This window comes from Achromobacter sp. B7, assembly GCF_003600685.1.
Classification (GTDB): domain Bacteria; phylum Pseudomonadota; class Gammaproteobacteria; order Burkholderiales; family Burkholderiaceae_B; genus Achromobacter; species Achromobacter spanius_B.
Genome location: NZ_CP032084.1, coordinates 5,142,045 through 5,162,462 on the forward strand (window position 1 = coordinate 5,142,045; position 20,418 = coordinate 5,162,462).

At 67.2% G+C, this 20,418-nt stretch carries 4 protein-coding genes; 2 read left to right on the plus strand and 2 right to left on the minus strand.

What is annotated here, in order from left to right; genetic code table 11:
• Positions 1-31: 31 nt before the first annotated feature.
• Both DVB37_RS23330 and DVB37_RS23335 read right to left on the minus strand, forming a co-directional pair.
• Complete coding sequence (locus DVB37_RS23330) at positions 32-2,773, minus strand: hybrid sensor histidine kinase/response regulator (RefSeq protein WP_240433980.1); 2,742 nt, start codon at positions 2,771-2,773, stop codon at positions 32-34.
• Positions 2,766-3,605, minus strand: a complete 840-nt coding sequence (locus DVB37_RS23335; protein ID WP_120156908.1) for a DNA-binding response regulator — start codon at positions 3,603-3,605, stop codon at positions 2,766-2,768. The genes DVB37_RS23330 and DVB37_RS23335 overlap by 8 nt, the downstream gene beginning before the upstream one ends.
• Positions 3,606-4,071: 466 nt before the next feature.
• On the opposite strand from DVB37_RS23335, the gene DVB37_RS23340 reads away from it, so the two are divergent.
• On the plus strand, positions 4,072-5,715 hold the full coding sequence (locus DVB37_RS23340; RefSeq protein WP_240433981.1) for a ShlB/FhaC/HecB family hemolysin secretion/activation protein: 1,644 nt from the start codon (positions 4,072-4,074) through the stop codon (positions 5,713-5,715).
• Positions 5,716-5,739: 24 nt separating this feature from the next.
• Entirely contained in the window at positions 5,740-20,415 is a 14,676-nt protein-coding gene (locus tag DVB37_RS23345; RefSeq protein ID WP_120156910.1) for a filamentous hemagglutinin N-terminal domain-containing protein, read from the plus strand.
• Positions 20,416-20,418 lie beyond the last annotated feature (3 nt).

Here is a 20,418-nt window from a genome sequence, read left to right on the forward strand (position 1 = left end):
ACCGGCCCCTTTGCGTTTCCGGCGCGGTCGTTCAGCCCGCGCGCATGGTTTCGCACAGCTTGCGAATCGCCCCGATGTCGCCCTGTTTAGCCAGGCGTTGCAGCGCCGCGCAAAAGTCCTTGAATGCCGCATCGCGCGCCTGCAACGCGCGCGACCAGTCGATCAGGTCAGAGATGGCGCCGCTATCCAGCAGCACTTGCACCTGCGCCAGCTCGGCGCCGGACAAACGCGGCGCAAACGAGGGCAATGACGCAGGCTTGCCCTCGTCGCCGACGGCCTTGATCGTCAGGTTCAACAGCCTGCCCAACACATGCCGCAGCTCGACCAGGCTGATGGGCTTGAGCAGGCTGGCGTCATAGCGCGCGCCGCCCAAGGCCAGGGTGTCGTGCGGGGTGGCCGACACCGCCACCACGGGCAGGTCCGGCCAGCGCGCGCGCGCCGCCGCCAGCACCACCGAGCCATCCACGCCTTCCATCCGGTGGTCGGTCAGAATCAAATCGGGGCGCCGCGCGTCCTGCGCCTGGATGCGCGCCACCATGCCCCGGCCATCGGCTTCGCTGTCCACTTGAAAGCCCATGCTGGCCAGTTCCTCGACCAGGAATTCGCGGATCTCGGGCGTATCCTCGGCCAGCCACAGATGCTTGCCCGACCCGTCCAGCGTTGGCAGCACATGCGGCGCGGCGGCGATGTAGTGATGCGAGATGCGGGACTCGTCCATCTTCCTGACCGGCAACGTCACGCTGATCAAGGTGCCCAGGCCCACGTGGCTTTCCACACGGATATCGCCGTCCATGCGCTCCACCCACTGCTGGACGATGGCCAGGCCCAGCCCTACCCCCGGCTGGTTATCGGCGGCCGCGAGCCGATGGAAGGGTTCGAAGATGCGCTGACGATCGCACGGCGCGATACCGCAACCCGTATCGCGCACCGACAACACCAACTGCCCCGCAGCGTCGATAGCAGCAGGGGCAGACGCCGCGTAATCGGCCGTCAACGTCAGCACGCCGCCCCGGGTGAACTTGGCCGCGTTATCGATCAGGTTGGACAACACCTGCCGCACGCGCTTGCCGTCCATTTCCAACACGGCGGGTACCGAGTCCGACACGCGCAATACAAACTGGTTGTTATGGCGGGCTGCAATGGGCGCCGATTCCTTGGCCACGGCATCCAGCAAGGCGTGCACGTATTCCGGCGATACGCGCAGCGCCTGGCCGCCAACGCCCGCCGCGTAATCGATCAGGTCGTTCACCATGCCCAGCATGTGGTCGGCGCTGCGTCGAATGATGGCGCCGCGCGGCGCATCGTCACGCCCGCCCGCCTGGATCAGATCCGCGAAACCGATGATCGAGGTCAGCGGCGTGCGCAGGTCATGGCTGATGCGCGCCAGGAAGTCCTGGCGCACGCGGCCCGCTTCGTCGGCCTGGATCAATGCTTCCTGCAAGGCCTGCGTGCGTTCCCTGACGGCGTAATCCAGGCGCTGGTGCTCGCGTTCACGCGCCTGCGTGAGCTCGGCTTGGACCGCCAGCTTTTCCTGCCGATGCTGGCGCGTTCGTCCGTGCACCAGCACGGCCAGCATCAGCGACACCGACAACAGGTCCCACGCCACCTCGGGCCCGCCTTCCCACCGGCCGGGCAGCAGCCCGTTGATGAATGCCAGCCGCAGGAACAGGCAGGCGCAATACACCGCGAACGACAGCAGGAAGATGCGCGCGTTGGCATGTCCGCGCCGCCAGCCATTGGCCATGGAGATCGGCCAGACCAGGCCCCACAGGAAGATCAGCCCGACCAGCGCCTGCGCGCTGGCGCGATACTCACCAAACGCCGCCCAGACCGAGCCCACTAGGCCCACGGCGATCAGCGCGCCGTACACCCAGCGCCACAACCGCACCCGATGCAGATCGGCGAACAGCATGACCGAGAACCCGAACACCGTGGCCGCCAGCGTGCCCAGCACACTGGGCGCGCGCAACACCACTTCGCCGCCGCCTGTCACCACATAGCGGTACAGCAAGCCCTGGTAAGAAATGCTGTAGAGGATTTCGGTAATGATGGCGGCGGACAGCAGCAGGAACACCAGGTCGCGCTGGGCCACGCCCAGCACCCCCGTGTAGATCGTCACCATCAGCAGCGCGCCGATCAGCAGCGCCAGCACCAGCGTGCCGCGCTGCGCCGCGCCCACGAACGCGCCCGGCGTCCACAAGGTGGGTTCCATGCTGATGGCCGAGCGGCTTTGCACCCGCACCAGCACCGTCATGCGTTCACCCGGATTGAGCAGCAGCGCGGCCACCGACACCGACGACGGCACTTGTCGCGATGCGAGCGGCTCGCGGTTGCCTGCCAGGATGACTTGGGAAGGCTCCCGCTGTCCGGCGGGATACAGATAGAACCGCACGTCTTCCAGCCGGGGTACGCCGAACGACAACCAGCGTTCAACAAAGCCCTGCGTGGGGTTGCTGACGTCCAGCTTCAGCCAGTACACCGATTTCGAAAAGCCCCGATTCAGCCAGGCGGGCGCCACGGGCTGCCAGGGCCCGTCCAGGATCTGGCCGACGTCCTTGGACGCGGTCGTGTCTTCCTGCCCCAGCAATTCGTGGTTCAGGGGCAGCTTGCCGGTCACGGCGTTCAGGTCGACGACGGGCGTTGCAGGCGGTAAGGGCTGTGCGTGCACGGGCGACATCACGCATGACAGGACCCATAGCAACAGCAGCAACAACAACGGCAACATCACGTTCAACGGCAGCCTGCCCGGCAAGCCCAGGCGGCGATCATGCATAAGGATCATGCTCCTGGCGCAAGGCCGTGGGGGGCATGCCGAAGCGCTCGCGAAAAGCCGTAGAGAAATTGCCCCGATTGCCATAGCCCACCGCCTGCGAAATGGCCTGGATATCCAGGCTGGTTTCGCACAGCAAGCGGCGCGCCTCGCGCATGCGCTCTTCGCGCAGGAATTCAAAGACCGTCGTGCCGGCGCAGCGCCGGAACGCCTGGTTCAGCCGGCGCGCGTTCGTGTTCAGCGCCTGCGCCAGCGCCATCAATTCCGGTGTGTGGTCCAGCCGTTCGCGCAGCAGCTTGCGGGCGGCGCGAAACAGCACGCCGTCCAGCGTCGCACCGGCCGCGGCGGCCGAGGTGCCATCGTCCGCATGGGTTTCGGCCACGGTGGGAACAGGGGTCGGCGTGGCGCTGGGCGTGGCTCCTACCCGCAGATGAATCAGCAGGCGCAGGCGCACTTCCTCGAAGTCGAAGGGCTTGGCCACGTAATCCACCGCACCGGCCGACAGACCCGCCACGCGTTCGCCGGGCAGGCTAGCCGCCGTCAGGAAGATGACGGGGATGCCGCGCGTGGCCTGGTCGGCTTTCAGCAGGCGGCAGGCGGCCAGGCCGTCGCACACCGGCATGGTCACGTCCATCAGGATGATGTCCGGCTGCACCAGCTGCGCCTTGCGGTAGCCGTCATTGCCGTCCTCGGCCACATAGACGCGGCAGTCCTGGCTGGTCAGGAAATCGACCAGCAGCATGCGGTCTTCGGGGCGGTCCTCCACGACCAGTACGCGTAAGCCCGCGAGCTGGCCCGGAGCCATCGAAAAGAAGGCGTCGTTCATGCCGCGCATTCTTTCATGCTGGCCCGCTTTAGCGTTGGTAACACGAGACAAATCCGGGCCCTGGACTCGAATAATTTTCCTTGCGGCAAACCTGCCTGACATTCCAGCAAACCTCGGTAATGGAATATTTGCGTACTTACGATAATGTTTGTTACAGCGCGAAACTGGTCGGCGAAGGGATGTTTTCGTGTCGTTGTGGCGTTGCCGCCACAGACCCACGACACCGGGATTCCCCTGTATTTGCCCGCTCTACCGGTGACGGCGTCACGAGCGTAGGCATATCCCAAGGCTTGGAAGTTGCAAAAATTCTGTGTACCCAAGCGTGACAAATATGTCAAATAGCATCTATTAAATCCGAATGTAACAAGCCGCCGTCCGAGTACTCATGCGCCGTTTATCCCGATTTTGCCGCCCCGTTGTCCTCTGCCTCTCCCCCCTTTCCCTGCATGTCGGCCTGGCCTTAACGGCCCTGGCGTTGGCGACCAGCCCCGCCGCCGCGCAAAGCGTGCGCCCGCAGTTGCCGTCCGCCGCCGAACCCGGCCGCGCACTACCCCAGCCGGCCATGCCGGAAAGCATGACGACCGCTCCCGAAGTGACGGTGCAGCAGGGCAGCGCGTCCGAGGCCCCGGTGGGCGCCGACAAGCTGAGCTTCACGCTGGCCAACATGCGGGTGGAAGGCGTGACCCACTACGCGCCCGAGAAGATCAGCGCGTTCTACCAGGGACTGGTCGGCAAGACGATCACCGTGGCCGACGCCTTCAAGGTGGCCAACGACATCGAACTGCTCTACCGCAATGACGGCTACGTGACCACGCGCGTGATCGTGCCGGCGCAGACGGTGGACGGCGGCGTGTTCCGCATCGTGGTGGTCGAAGGCTATGTGTCGGACGTGAAGTACGACGGCGATATCGGCCCCGCCCAAGCGGCGGTGGAAAAGCTGGTGCAGCGCCTGCGTGGCGTGCGCCCGATCAACGTGGCCGAAGTCGAACGCCAACTGCTGCTGGCCAATGACTTGAACGGCCTGGTGGTGCGCGCGTCGCTGGAGGCCTCGCCCAAGGAAGTGGGCGGCTCGGTGCTGGTGGTGCATAGCGAACGCAAGCCGGTCGATGCGCGCCTGGGCATTGATAACCGTGGCTCGCCCTACCTGGGCTGGAGCGAAATGACCGGCCAGGTCACGCTGAATTCGTTCGGCGCCCGCGCCGATACGTTCACGCTGAGCGGCCGCCTGGGCTTTCCGGCCTACCGCAGCCAGGCCGTTGCCGCCAACTACGACATGCTGGTCAGCGACAGCGGCATGACCTTCGGGCTGGCCGCCAGCTACGCCAAGAGCGAGCCGGGCCGCGACCTGGCCCCGCTGAACGTGGCCAGCGACGTGCAGGCCTACACGGCCACCGTCACCTATCCGCTGATCCGCTCGCGGCTGGAAAACCTGCGCGCCTTCGGCATGTTCGACGTGCGCAACGTGGCCACCGACATTACCGAGACGCCCTTTACGCGCGACCGGCTGCGCGTGCTGCGCGCTGGCCTGAGCTATGACCGCACCGACAGCTGGAACGGCATCACCGCCATTCGCGGCACGGTGCACCAGGGCCTGGACGCGATGGGCGCCACGCAAGAAGGCGCCGAGCTGGCCTCGCGCGCCAAGGGCCGGTCGGACTTCCTGAAGCTCACCGCCGAACTGACGCGCCTGCAACAGCTGACCGATCGCCTGTCGCTGGTGGCCACCTTTGCCGGCCAGTACAGCGCCAGCCCGCTACTGGCCAGCGAGGAATTCGCGCTGGGCGGCCCCAACTTCGGCCGGGGTTATGACGACGGCGAAATGTCCGCCGATTCCGGCCTGGCCGGCTCGCTGGAACTGCGCTACGCCGTGTCCACCGACAACTTCCTGCCGCACGGCGCGCACGTTTATTCGTTTGTTGACGGCGGCCGCATCTGGTCGCGCAGCGAAAGCGCGCCGCTGACGCGCGCCAACGTGTCGTCCATTGGCGCGGGCATGCGCGCCAACCTCAGCAAGACCCTGTACGCAACGTTCGAAGTGGCCAAGCCCACAAGCGGCGACGTCCTGACCCAGGGCAACAAGAATCCCCGCGTATTTTTCAGCATCTCGGCGCAGTACTAAGCAGCGAACGACAAGAGACCGACCATGAATCGCAAATCCCGCAGCCTCGCCCAATCCGCTCGCCGCATGCGCATAAAGAAAGACACCGCCCTGCCCGCGCTCAGCACGCTGGCCGTGCTGATCGGCTCGCTCGCCTCCGGCGGCGCGCACGCCAACCCCACCGGCGGCAACGTCGTGGGCGGCGCCGCCACCATCAATGACCGCGGCAACGGCACGCTGGACATCAACCAGTCCAGCGGCAAGGCGATCATCAACTGGAAAGATTTCAGCATCGGCGCCAACGAAACGGTCAACTTCCGCCAGCCCGGTGGCAAGAGCGTCACGCTGAACCGCGTGGTCGGCAACGACCCGTCGGCCATCTTCGGCAAGCTGAACGCCAACGGCACGGTGATGCTGGTCAACCCGAACGGCGTCGTGTTCGGCAAGGGCGCGCGCATCGACGTGGGCGGACTGGTCGCCACCACGGCGAACATCAGCGACAAGGACTTCCTGGCCGGCAACTACAAGTTCAACCAGGCGTCCACCAAGGCCAATGCCCGGATCGTCAACGAAGGCACGATCACCATCAAGGACAGCGGCCTGGCCGCGCTGGTGGCGCCGTCGGTCAGCAACTCGGGCGTGATCCAGGCCAAGCTGGGCCGCGTGGCCCTGGCGGGCGCGAACACCGTCACGGTGGACTTCCAGGGCGACGGCCTGCTGTCGTTTGACGCCACCTCGACCGTGGGCGAACTGCCCAAGGACGCCAGCGGCAAGCCGGTATCGGCACTGGTCACCAACACCGGCGTCATCCGCGCGGACGGCGGCACGGTGCTGATGACGGCGCGCGCCGTCAAGGGCGTGATCGACAACGTCGTCAACACCGACGGCATCATCAGCGCCCAGTCGGTCGGCACGCAGAACGGCAAGATCGTGCTGTCCGGCGGCGACGCCGGCACCGTCAAGATCGCGGGCACGGTCGACGCCACGGGCGCCGGCGCGGGCCAGCAAGGCGGCAAGGTCGTGGTCACCGGTGAACACGTGGACGTGGCTCGCGGCGCCGCCATCGACGTGTCCGGCGCGGCGGGCGGCGGCGAGATCGCCCTGGGCAGCCTGGGCGTTGCCCCGGACGACGGCTCGGCCGCGTTCAGCGGCAAGTCGTCCACCGTCAAGGTGGCGGCGGGCGCCACGCTGAAGGCCGATGCGCGCGTCAACGGCAACGGCGGCAGCGTCACGATGTGGTCCAACGAGGCCACCGCCTTTGCCGGCAGCCTGTCGGCACGCGGCGGCGAGCAAGGCGGCGACGGCGGCTTTGCCGAAGTCTCCAGCAAGAAGAACATCGGCCTGACCGGCTCCGTGGACATGCGCGCGCCCAAGGGCAAGACGGGCTTGTTGCTGATCGACCCGACCGACCTGCGCATCGTCGATTCCGGCAGCGGCTCGGGCGCGCTGGACGGCAGCGCGGGCGACGGCACGCTCAACAGCGGCGACGCCAACGCGGCCAACAACACCGTGTCGCGCGGCCTGTTGGAAAGCCTGGCCGGCACCACCAACATCAAGCTGGAAGCCACCGGGCAGATCACGATTGCGGACATGGCCGCGATCAACCTGAAGACGACCTCGGGCAACAGCTTCACGCTGCGTTCGACGCAAACGGGCGGCATCCGCTTCGAGAATTCGAACACCGAAATCAGCACCCAGGGCGGCGCCATCACGCTGGAAGCGCTGGGCGTGGGCAGCACGCTGAGCAACATCGGCAAGCTGACCAGCCGGGGCGGCGCGATCACGCTGAACGCCACCGGCGACATCAACCTGGCCAATGTCATTGACGCCGGCAGCGGCGCGGCGCTGGTCCGCACCAGCGCGGGCAGCATCCGCAACGTGGGCGGCGCCAACCAGGTGGTGGCGGGCAACACCGTCACCCTGGACGCCAGCGGCGGCAACATCGGCGAGGCCGGCAACGCGGTCAACACCCAGACATCGCGCCTGGCGCTTGCCACCGGCGGCAACCTGTTCGCGGCCAACCGCTCGGTACTGAGCACGCTGGACATCACCAGCCGCCACGCGCAACCGGGCGTCAACAACACGTACCAGCTCACCTCGGCGGGCGGGCTGGATTTCTCGCTGGCGGACAACGGCGGCTATCAGCTGAACTCGGTCGTGCAAGACGGCCTGGGCTTCTCGTTCACCGGCGACCGCACGATCCGCGTGGGCACCGTCTCGTTGGGCTCCGGCACGCTGGCGCTGACGTCCACGGCCGGCGACATCCTGGCCAGCAACATCCCGGGCAGCATGAGCGCCGGCAGCATCGCGCTGAAGGCCAGCGGCAGCAACGGCAACAACGGCGCCATCGGCAGCGCCGGCCAGGCCCTGAACACGCAGACCGCCACGCTGACGGCCGCCAGCGGCGTCGGCGGCGTATACCTGAACAACACCGGCGCGCTGAACCTGCGTTCCGTTGAAACCACCGGCCCGCTGTCCGTGTGGAGCAGCGGCCACCTGACCGTGGGCGCCATCAAGGCGGGCGCCTCGACGTCGCTGACCTCGATCATGGGCAACATCGTGGACGACGGGGACGACGCCACCACGATCTCGACCAACACGCTGGCCTTGTCGGCGCAGAACGGCGCCATCGGCGCCGCGTCGCGCAGCCTGAAGACCAACGCCGGCAACGTGTCCGCCACGGCGGGTCCGGGCGGCGTGTATCTGGACAGCAGCAACACCAGCCTGACCATCACGCAGGCCCAGGCGGACAACGCCGCCATCGCGATCACCGGCGCGGGCAGCGTGTTGGCCAACAACGTCAGTTCCGGCGGCGGCGCCGTCAACCTGACGGGCAACAGCATTTCCGCCGGCCAGGTCAACGCGGGTTCGGGCAACGTCACGCTGACCGCGCGGGCCGGCAACATCACGGGCACGTCGGCATCGCTCATCACCGGCAACGTCGTCACCCTGCTGGCGCCGGCATCGAACAGCAGCTACACCGTGGGCACGACGGGTACCTACCTGCGCACGGCGGCGGGTGAACTGCACGCCACGGGCGGCAGCATCTACATCAACCAGGCCCAGGGCTCGGTGCTGCTGGATGACCTGAAAGCCTACAACGGCATTTCCGTCATCGGCGTGGCGGACCTGACCGCGAACAAGGTGGACGCCGGCCTGGGCACCCTGTGGCTGAACGCCCAGGGCGGCAACATCCTGCGCGCCAATGCCAACAGCGAACTGCTGGGCAACGCCATCAACCTGCAAGCGCAGCAGCACATCGGCACGGCGGGCGACCACATCAAGACGGCCTCGACCAGCCTGACGCTGGGCAGCGGCGGCGACATCTACGTCGACAACCCGGGCAAGACGCTGACCTACTTGTCCGTCAGCAACACCCACGCCGACCCGCTGCGCAAGAACGTCCTGCAAGTCTCCGCGCCCTTCCTCGCGTTCGACGTCAACGACGATGTGGGCAATGCGTATGAATTGAAGCAGGTCTATAGCTCATTGCTGAACCAGTTCGTGTTCAGCGGCGACCAGACCCTGAAGCTGGGCAACATCCGCGCCGGCAGCGGCGTCACGCTGACGTCCACCCAAGGCAGCATCCTGGACGACGGCATCGCGGACACGCGCGTCACCGCCAGCTCGGTCAGCCTGACCGCCGCCCAGGACATCGGCACCAACGCCGATTTCGTCTCGGTCAACGCGCCGCTGCTGTCGCTGGACACGCGCGGCAACCTCTACGCGACCAACATCGCCGACCTGAACAGCTTGACGGTGACCGCTCGCCACAAGGGGCCGGACGATCACTACGTGCTGGACGTGCGCGCCCCGTCGCTGCTGTTCAACATCACCGACGATGCCACCGGCCACACCATCCACCAGGTGCGCGACAGCAACTCGGTGACCTTCAACTTCGCCAGCGACCGCGACATCACGGTGGGCAGCATCGACGCCGGCTACAGCGGCGCCATCACGCTGAACACCACGGGCTCCATTGCCGACGACGGCAACAAGAACACCCAACTGCTGGCCAATCTGGTGAGCCTGTCGGCCGGCCGCGCCATCGGCGCCACCGGCACCGGCTATCTGGACGTCCTGACCAGCAACCTGTACGGCTCGGCCGGCAATGGCGGCTTCTACGTCCAGTTGCCCAAGCCCACGGGTTCGAGCAACACCACCGGCGTCATCACGCTGAACAACATCACGGCCACCGACGCGGTGCGGATCGACGCGCGCCAGGGCGACCTGCTGGTGTCCGGCACGGTGCGCAGCGCAAACGGCGACGTCGCGATCAACGCCGCCAACGGCTCCATCCTGGGCAACGGCTCGGGCAATGTGTACGCGGGCGGTGGCGATATCTCGTTGACCGCAACCGGCTCCATCGGCGGCAACTACGGCGGCGGCGTGCGCTATGTGGGCGTGGGCGGACCCAGCCAGGTCAACGTCCTGGCCAACGCGGGCGGCGACCTCTATCTGAACGGCACCTACGGCAACATCAAGCTGGCGTCGGTAACGGCAGGCGGGCAGCTTGGCTACACGCAAGGGAACGGCACGACTCTGATCGGCAACGTGCAGGCCGCCGGCCCCGCGTCGCTGGCCAACAGCGCGGGTTCCATCCTTGACGATGGCGACGCCGCCACGAAGATCCAGGCCAGCAGCATCGCGCTGTCGGCCGCCGGATCGCTGGGCGCGGCCGGCGCCGCGCTGACCTTGCAGGCGCCGGACGTCAGCCTGACCAGCGGTGGCGACATCACCGTCAACAACGAGACCGGGCTGACGCGCCTGGCCGTCACGCGCAATGGCTACGTCTATGGCTCGTACGCGATCACCGCACCGAACCTGTCGGCCTTCACGCTGACGGACGACGCCAACGGCATCCACCTGAAGGACATCGCCAGTTCCACCGACCTGGATTTCGGGTTCTCGGCCAACGGCAAGAACCTGTGGGTTGGCAACATCGATGCCGGCGCGGGCGGCAAGGTCAGCCTGATCGCGGGCGGCAACATCGCCAACGACGACCTGGCCAACCCCGGCACGATCCGCGCGGCGAACGTCGCGTTGACGGCGGGCGCCAGCAGCTCGATCGGCTCGTCGGCCACGGGCGGCACGCTGGCCCTGGCCGGCACGTCCGCGTTGAGCCTGTCGGCGGGCATCGACTTCTTTGTCGCCAGCGACACCGTGCTGCGCAGCCTGGCGATCAACAGCCAGCGCGCGTCCGGCGCCACCAGCACCATCGCCATCGGCGGCGGCGCGGGCCAGACCATCCGCATCACCGACGACGGCACCACGCAGTACCTGGAACAGATCACGGGCGGGCTGACGGACTTCAGCTTCAGCGGCCGCAAGAACATCCAGGTGGGCGCCATTGCCGCCAGCAACCTGGTCAGCCTGACCACGGCCTATGGCGGCGTCAATTCCAGCATCACCAGTGACGCCGGCTCCGGCCGCATCACGGCGGGCACGGTCAAGCTGTCGGCCACCGGCAGCGACAGCTACACCGCGCGCGATGCAAACACCGGGGCCATCGGCGCCGCCGGCCGCGCGCTGCGCACCACGACCGCCAACCTGGCAATTACCAACAACGGCGACATCTTCCTGAACAACGGGAACCAGGCGCTAAGCAGCATCGACCTGAACCTGAGCCGCCGCGATGCGGCCAGCACCACCAACTTCGACACCAACGCCTATGCCTTCAGCGGGCTGGGCGGCCAGACGCTGTCGATCGCGGGTGGCACCAGCCTGACGATCGCGGCAGACATGAACGGCGCCGCACTGGCCGTCAACGCCGATTCCGCCATTGCCACCGGCATGATCAATACCGGCGCCACGGGTTCCGTGACGCTGACCTCGCGCTACGCCAACACGTCGTTCCTGCCGACCATCAGCCGCGGCTCGGGCGTCATTACCGGCAACAACGTCAGCCTGAACGCGCTGGGCACGAACGGCAGCGTCGCCGCTTCGACCAGCACGAACAATCTGTCGATCGCGTCGGCGGGCAACGTGTCCGTCTCCAACGACAAGCAGCTGACGTCGTTGTCGCTGACCGCGAACCACGCCAGCTCGAGCGGCTCGCAGAACAATTCGTACAGCGTCTCGGCCACCGGCCTGACGTTCTCGCTGAGCGATTCGACCGGCACCTCGGGGCTGACGCTTGGCAACGTTTCCACCGCGGGCAACCTGGCGCTGTCGATCTCGTCCGACCGCGCGCTGACCGTCAACAACGTGGCCACCGGCGCCGGCGGCTCGGTCACGCTGGGCAGCAACAGCAACATCTACGGCAACAGCAGCAGCGCCAGCAGCCCCAACATCACCACGGGCGCGCTGACGCTCAATGCCAGCTCGGTCACGGGTACGTACAACACCAACCAGCCGCTGTACGTCAGCGTGGACAAGCTGTCCTCGAACCTGCGCGGCAGCCTGTGGATCTCGAACAACAAGACCCTGACCCTGGGCAACAACAACGTCGCGGGCTCCGCGCAGGTGAACGTCACCAACGGGTCGGTTCTTCAAGGCGCGGGCAGCAGCTTCGTCGCCCCCTCGCTGACGCTGACCGCCACGCAGTCCATCGGCGCCGCCGGCAATGCGGTGCAGGCCGACACGCGGCAACTGACCACGCAGACCGGCAAGGATCTGTACCTGAACAACGCGTCGAACCTGTTCAGCCTGAACGTCACGGCCAATCACGCCAACCCGTCGGCGGACAACGTGGTGCAGGTCGCGGCGCAGGGCCTGACGTTCAACGTCACGGACACCGGCGGCTACAACCTGTTTGACGTGCGCGACACCACCGGCCTGAACTTCTCGTTCTCCGGCGACCGCACGGTGTACATCGGCAACATCGACACCGGCCCCGCGCATGCCGTCAGCCTGGCCGCCAACGGTGCGGGCAGCAACCTGGTCAACCTGTCGCCCACCTCGCACGTGACGGGCGATTCGGTGTCGCTCTTCGCCACCGGCCAGATCGGCTCGGGTCCGGCCGACAAGATCAACACCACCACCAGCGAGCTCTACCTGACGAGCGGCAGCCACGTCTACGTGAACAACGACGTCGACCTGGCCAGCCTGTCGTTGTATGCAACGGGTGTCGCGCCTTCGACCTACGACGTCACGTCGAACGAATTGCTGTTCGATGTGGTGCATGACGGCCGCCTGCAAGTCAACAATGTCCGCGACAACACCGGCCTGAACCTGATGCTGTCCAGCAACGTTGGCCAGGACATCGGCACCATCGACACGCAGTCCACCGGCACGGTGCGCCTGTCCAGCAACAACAGCATCCTGGGCAGCGCCGATGACAGCCAGCGCATCACGGCCGCCCAGGTTTCGCTGACCACGCAGGGCTCGGGCGCCATCGGCGGCACGGGCCGCGAGATCAATCTGTCGGCCCCGCTGCTGAACATCCAGAACGCCGGCGACGTCTATATCGATTCCGACAAGCACATCGATGCGTTGTCTCTGTATTCGACGGGCAACGGCGCGCGTTCCTACAGCATCAATTCCCCGACCCGCGACGGCCAGGGCAACATCGGCTTTACCGCCACCGACGGCGGCAGCGGCAGCACGGCCGGCCTGGTGCTGGGCAACATCACGGACGCGGGCGGCCTGAACCTGACCGTCAGCAGCGACCGCAACGTCACCGTGGGCACCATCAACGTCGGCTACGACAACGTGTCGCTGACCTCGCGCAACGCGTCGCTGCTGGGCGATGGCGATGCCAACACCAAGATCGATGCCGCGTCGCTGAACCTGACCGCCAACGCCGCCATCGGCGCAAGCGGCGTCGGCAACGCCATCGACACCCGCGTCAGCACGCTGAGCGGCCGCGCCGTCGGCGGCGGGGCGTTCATTACGGTGGAAGGCAACACCAGCCTGCCCAGCCTGACCTCGACCGGCGCCAGCTCGGTCAGCAACACCGTCGGCGACATCGAGCTGGGCTCGGTCAACACCAACGGCAACAGCTTCACCGTCAACAACTCGGGCGGCTCGATCCTGAGCGGCACGATCAGCAACGCCACCACCGTCACCCTGACGGCCAATGGCTCGATCGGCAACAAGAGCGCCATCCGCACCACCAACCTGAGCTCGGGCGGCACGACGATCGTCAACCTTAGCGCCAACCAGACGGCCACGGCGGACGGCAGCATCGCGCTGATCGAAACCTATGGCTTGCAGGCCGCCTCGGTCACCGGCGACGGCAACATCACGCTGACCGCCGATACCGCCCGCGGCGGCCGCGACCTGGTGGTGGGCACCATCAGCACCAGCAATGGCGCGGTCGCGTTGTCGACCAGCACGGGCAACATCGTCGGCGCAAACAACAGCAACCGCATCACCGGCAACAGCGTCACGCTGACGGCCGACTACGGCACATCGCGCAGCATTGGCTCGGGCAACGCCAATCGCATCCATCTGGACACGCCATCGCTGACGCTGAACACCCCGGGCAGCATCTACGTCGACAACCTGGCCGACCTGAGCGACCTGACCATCAACCGCAACAACGCGCAGGGCAACCAGTACGGCAGCAACGGGTTCCTGACCATCGACGCGCAGAACCTGACGTTCAGCGGGGCCGACACCAGCAACAACACCGCGCTGACCATCGTTCGTGACACCACCGGCCTGAACTTCACGTACCAGGCTATCGGCTCGATCACGCTGAACGACATCGACGTCACGGCCAATGGCTCGGTCAACCTGTCGACCAACCCCTACTACTACACCGGCGGCTCCATCCAGGGCATGACCGGCACGTCGAAGATCACGGCGGGCAACCTGACGTTGTCCACCGGGTCGGGCGACACGCCCAACGCGATTGGCTCGTCCACCCGCGCCCTGAACACGCAGGTCAAGAACATCGCGGCCACGGCCTCGGGCGGCATCTGGTTGAACCAGGCGGGCTCGATCAACCTGGGCAACCTCAACGCAGGCGAAGACCTGTCCGTCACGACGACCACGGGCGACATCCTGGTCGGCTCCGTTCGCTACGGCAGCAATAAGACGCTGACGCTGAACGCGCAGAACGGCAGCATCCTGGACGGCGGCGGCGCCATCTCCGGCTCGGGCACCGGCGCCATCACGCTGACCGCCAAGAACGGCATCGGCACCACCGACGCGGCGATCAAGATCGCGGCCTTGAACAACGCCGTGTCCGCCAGCGTCACCGGCGCCGGTTCGCTGTACCTGGACAGCGTCGGCAGCATGCAAGGCGGCCTGAGCACCTCGGTGGCCAACGGCGAAACGCGCATCACGTCGTCGGGCAGCCTGTTCCTGACCAGCATGACGTCGGGCACGGACGCAGCGGGCAACGGCATTTCGGTGAAGGCGACGGCGGGCAGCATCTTCGTCAAGAACGTGCAGGCCGGCGCCACCCAAGGCCAGGTCACGCTGAACGCCGAGAACGGCGCCATCCTGGCCGACGTGGGCGGCGCCAACATCAAGGCGTACGGCGTCGCGTTGAACGCGCGCAGCGGCATCGGCGTCGACACCGCCAACGGCCGCATCAACGCCAGCGGCCAGCGCGTCGAAGCGACCACGCTGGGCGGCATGTATCTGGCGGCGGACAACAACGCCGTGTACTCGTACCTGTCGGGCGGCACCATCGACATCGCGGCGGCCGGCAACCTGCAAATCGCCAACGCCGTCGCCAGCAACGGCAGCGGCACGATCAAGATCGTGGGCAACGGCACCAACAGCCAACTGGTGACGGGCAACATCGACGCGGGCACGGGCACGGTCAACATCGACTACAGCAAGACCGGCAGCACCATCGTTGACGATCGCGAGGAATCCACGCGCATCATCGGCAACTCGGTCACGCTGAAAGCCGGCGCGGGCATCGGCGGCGCCGAAGGCTCGGCCGACAACGTGCAGACGACCGCCGCCTTCATCAACGCGGAAGTTACCGGCAACGGCTCGATCTTCCTGGACGACAACCGCGCGGCCGGCACCACGCTGAACGCCATCGCTACGCAGAACGGCGCCATCGGCATCACCACCGCCGGCCCCACGCTGGTGAACAGCGCCAGCACCAAGACCAACTCGGCGACCAACGACATCTCGATCGCCACGTCCAACGGCGACCTGTCGATCAACACGATCGACGCCCTGACCTTGGGCGACGTCACGCTGAAGGCGGCCGGATCCATCCTGGGCGCGATTCCCGGCAACCTGGTCTTCGGCAACAGCCTGACGGCCACGGCGGGCGGCAGCATCGGCACGGTGGGTAACCTGGCGACCGGCCTGGGCGGCATCGCCCTGCGCACCAACGTTGCGTCGCTGGGCGACCTGACCACGGGTGCCGACGGCGCGGTCATCGCGCTGAACAACGTGGGCACGCGCGCCCTGACGCTGACCGGCGACGTGACGCAAACGGGCGACAACAGCTCGGTCTACCTCCGTTCGTCGGGCGACCTGGACGCGCGTTCGGGGCTGTCCAATACCGCCGACAACGTGCTGCTGTCCTCGAACGGCACGCTGACGGTGGCAGGCACGGGCGTGCAGGCCAACGACACCATCACTCTGGTGGGCCTGCAAGACGTGGTGGCAGCGGGCGCCACGCCGCGCAACATCATTGCGCGCGGCGATACGCTGAACATCACCAGTGGCGCGGCGGGCGGCAACACGGCGCTGACCACTGAGGTGGCCAACGCCAACGTCAACCTGACCGGCGTCACCACGCCGGCCAACCTGACGCTGAACAATACCGGCGCGCTGACCGCCTCGTTGTCCACCGCCAACGGCAACATCACCGCCAACGCCACCGCCACGCTGGACGTGTCGGCCACGGCCGCCGGCAACAACCGCGGCATCGACCTGAGCTCGCAGCATGGCGACGTGGTGGTCGGCACCATCAACGCTGGCGCTGCGAACGGCACGGTCGTGCTGGCCGCCGCCGAAGGCTCGTTGGTGGCCCTGGGCAGCGATGTCACGACCAACAGCCTGGACCTGACCAGCAAGAACGGCATCGGTGACGGCAACGCCGCCTTCACCACGTCGGCGCGCTATCTCAAGGCCAACGTGCTGGGCGCCGGCGACATCGTCGTCGAGGCCACCGGCCCGCTGACGCTGGGCAATATTGCGACGGCGGACGGCAGCATCCAGATCGCCGCCGACGGCGACCTGATCAGCAGCGTCGGCCTTACCGCCGGCAATCACGGCGACGTGTTGCTGGGATCGTCATCGGGCAACGTCGGCATCAACCACGCCATCACCAACAGCCAGGTCAACAACCTGACGGTGTTTGGCGCGCAGATCGGCACGGCAGCCGTCGACACCGCTGGCGCGCAAACCTACAACGGTAGCGTCACGCTTGGCGGCGACCTGACCGGCGCGTCCATCGACATCTCGGGCAACGCCACGCTGACGGGCGGCAAGCGCACGCTGACCGCCAACGGCGACGGCGGCAATGTCAACATCTCGGGCGCGCTGAACGGTGGCAACCAGCAAGCGGTGATCGTCGCCAACGACGGCAACGTCACGCTGGGCGGCAACGCCATCAACCTGGCCGGCCTGAGCATCGACGGCGCCAACATCAGCCTGCAAAACGTCGCGACCAGCGGTGCCCAGCAGTACAACGGCGACACCACGCTGCGTGGCCTGTACACCACCGGCAACGGCGCTTTCGGCGTCGATGGCGACACCGTGTTGGCTGGCGGCGTCAACGTGTACACGGGCAACGGCGCGGTTACGTTCACGGGCGACGTCTCGGGCGCGAACGCGCTGACCGTTCTGACGGCCGGCGCCACCACCTACGGCGGCGCGGTCAACACCGCATCGCTGAACCAGGTCGGCACCGGCGTCACTGCGCTTAACGGCGGCAGCGTCACAACGACCGGCATGCAGTCCTACAGCGCCGCTGTGGTGCTGGGCGCCGACACGACGTTGAGCGGCAGCGGCGTCACGCTGGCCGATGGCGTAGACGGCGCGTACGCGCTGACCGTCGACGGCCCGGCCACGCTGGCCGGCGCCATCGGCGCCAACACCAAGCTGGCCAGCCTGACCGTCAACGGGCCCGCCACGCTGACCACCGGCAGCATCGCCACCACCGGCAGCCAGCACTACCAGGACGACGTCACGCTGGGCAGCGACCAGTCGCTGTCCACCACCACCGGCAACGTCACGTTCGACGGCGCGCTGATCGGCGGCCGCAACGTCGTGATCGACTCCACAGCGGCGGGCGACATCAGCTTTAACGCCGTGGGCAGCGCGGGACAACGCCTGGGCAACCTGACGGCCAACACCGCCGGCGCGACCACGTTCAACGGCGCGGTATACGCCGCGTCCGCGCAGACGGACGCCCCCGGCACGGTCGCGATCAACGGCGGCCTGGTCGACACGACGGGCACGCAAACCTTCCGCGAACGGGTCACGCTAGGCGCGGATACGGTGTTGAAGGGCAGCAGCGTCAACCTCTTGGGTGGCGGCAACGGCCCTCACGACCTGACCATCGACGGCGACGCCGTGTTCAAGGGCGCGTTCGGTGCGCAGGACGCGCTGGCGAGCCTGACGGTGAACGGCACGTCCAGCCTGGACGGCAGCATCGGCACGAGCGGCAAGCAGTCGTACAACGGCGAGGTCACGCTAGACGGCGACGTGGCGTTGACGACGCAAGGCGGCAGCATCACGTTCAACGACAAGGTGGCCAGCAGCCAGGGCGACGGGCACGATCTGTCGCTCTCGGCCAGTGCGGGCAATGTCACGTTTACGGACGCCGTCGGTGACGACGCGGGTGGCCGACTGGGTGACATCACCATCGCCAGCCAGGGTGCGACCGCGCTGAACGGCGCGGTGTACGCGGCGTCGGTCACGTCGGACGTGGGCGGCACAATCGGCATCAACGGCGGCCTGGTCGACACGACCGGTGCGCAGTCCTACGGCGAACGCGTGGTGCTGGGCGGTGACACCGTCCTGAAGGGCAGCACGGTGGGCCTGTTGGGCGGCGCCGACGGCTCGCATGAGCTGACCATTGACGGCGACGCCGTGCTGAAGGGTCCGATCGGTGCACAGAATGCGCTGGCCGGCCTGACGGTGAACGGCAAGTCCACGCTGGGCCAAGGCAGCATCGCGACCACGGGCGACCAGTCGTACCAAGGCGCGGTCACGCTGGGCGGCGACGTTACCGTGGCCAACCGCGACGGCGACATTCGCTTCAACGACGCCGTTGACGGCGGGCACGACATGACTGTGTCGGCGGACAAGGGCAACGTCGAGTTTGCAGGCCCGGTCGGCCAAGGTTCGCGCCTGGGCAACCTGACGATCAATGCGTCGGGCGACACCGTTCTGGACGGCCCGGTCCGCACCGCGTCGCTGCAAACCAGCGGCAACGGCGACCTGCTGATCAACGGCGGTTCGGTCGACACCACGGGTTCGCAGCAGTATGGCCAGCACGTGATCCTGTCCGGCGTGGACACCACGCTGACCGGCACCAACGTGCAACTGAAGGCCGGCGTGGACGGCACCGAGTCGGGCCAGCAAGGGCTGATCATTGCCGGCAACGCCGACATCCAGGGCGACATCGGCGCGACGACGCCGCTGCGCGGCCTGGCGATCGAAGGCACCACCACGATGGGCCCGGGCAAGGTCGTCACGACCGGCGACCAGGTCTACACCGGCGCGGTGACGTTGACCGGCGACCGCGACCTGACCAGCACCACGGGTTCGGTCGTGCTGGGCAGCAAGCTGGACGGCAACGGCAACAACCTGGCCATCAACGCGGGCAAGAACGTGCTGGTGGCGGGCGACGCCACCGGCCTGGGCTCGCTAACGCTGCGCGCCGTGGACACCATCGTGTTCAACGGCGACGTCAGCGCCTACCGCGTGCAGCAGCTGGAAGCCAAGTCCGCCAGCTACAACGGCAACGTGCGCGCCTCGGGTCCTGACGGCATCGACATCACGGGCGGCAAGGTTGCGTTCGGCAAGGACGTCACCGCCGACACGGGTCCGATCCGCATCACCAACACCGACCCGACCGGCACGACGACGTTCGCCGCCGGCTCGACGGTGAAAGCCGCCACGGGCTTCACGCAAACCGGCGGCGCCGGGCTGACGCTGCCCGCGCAGCTGCTGGTGACCCAAGGCCCCATCAACCTGGGCGCACCCGCCACGCTGCAAGGCGCGAATGCCACCATCAGCACCAACGGCGACATCACCGCCGTTGGCCTGGTGGGCCCGCAAACGGCGTTGACGCTGGCCGCCGGCCCGTTGGGCGCGCTGCGCATCGGCCTGAACGATGCCGATCTCAGCCACAAGCTGAACGTGGCCTCGTTGACCGTTCCGACCGCCGGTTCGGCCGACGTGTGGGGCACGCTAGGTGGCAAGACGGGCGCCGTGGCGGCCGCTTCCATCAAGAGCTCGCTGGTGGGCTCGCCGTACTACCTGAACGGCACCACGTGGGGTCCGACGGGCGTTATCGACCGCCTGTCCGCCATCACCGCGCCGCAGCCGGTCATCCCGACCACGCCTACCGCGTCATCTTTGTTCCGTGGTACGGTCCCGTCTGATAGTTTCGGCCCGGACCCGTTGGGCGCCTACGCCGATCCGCAGGTGCTGAAAGTGGCCTCGGCCACCTTCAACTGGCAACTGCCTTCCGGCGACAACGCCATGCTGAACGTTCCGAACGGCAACACGTCGGTACTGCAAGCCCCAGCCGCCAATCCGCAACAACCCGTCGCCGAAGGCAGCCCGTCTTCCGACGACGAGCGTCGCGACAACGACGCGCAATCCCGCACTCTTTGATTC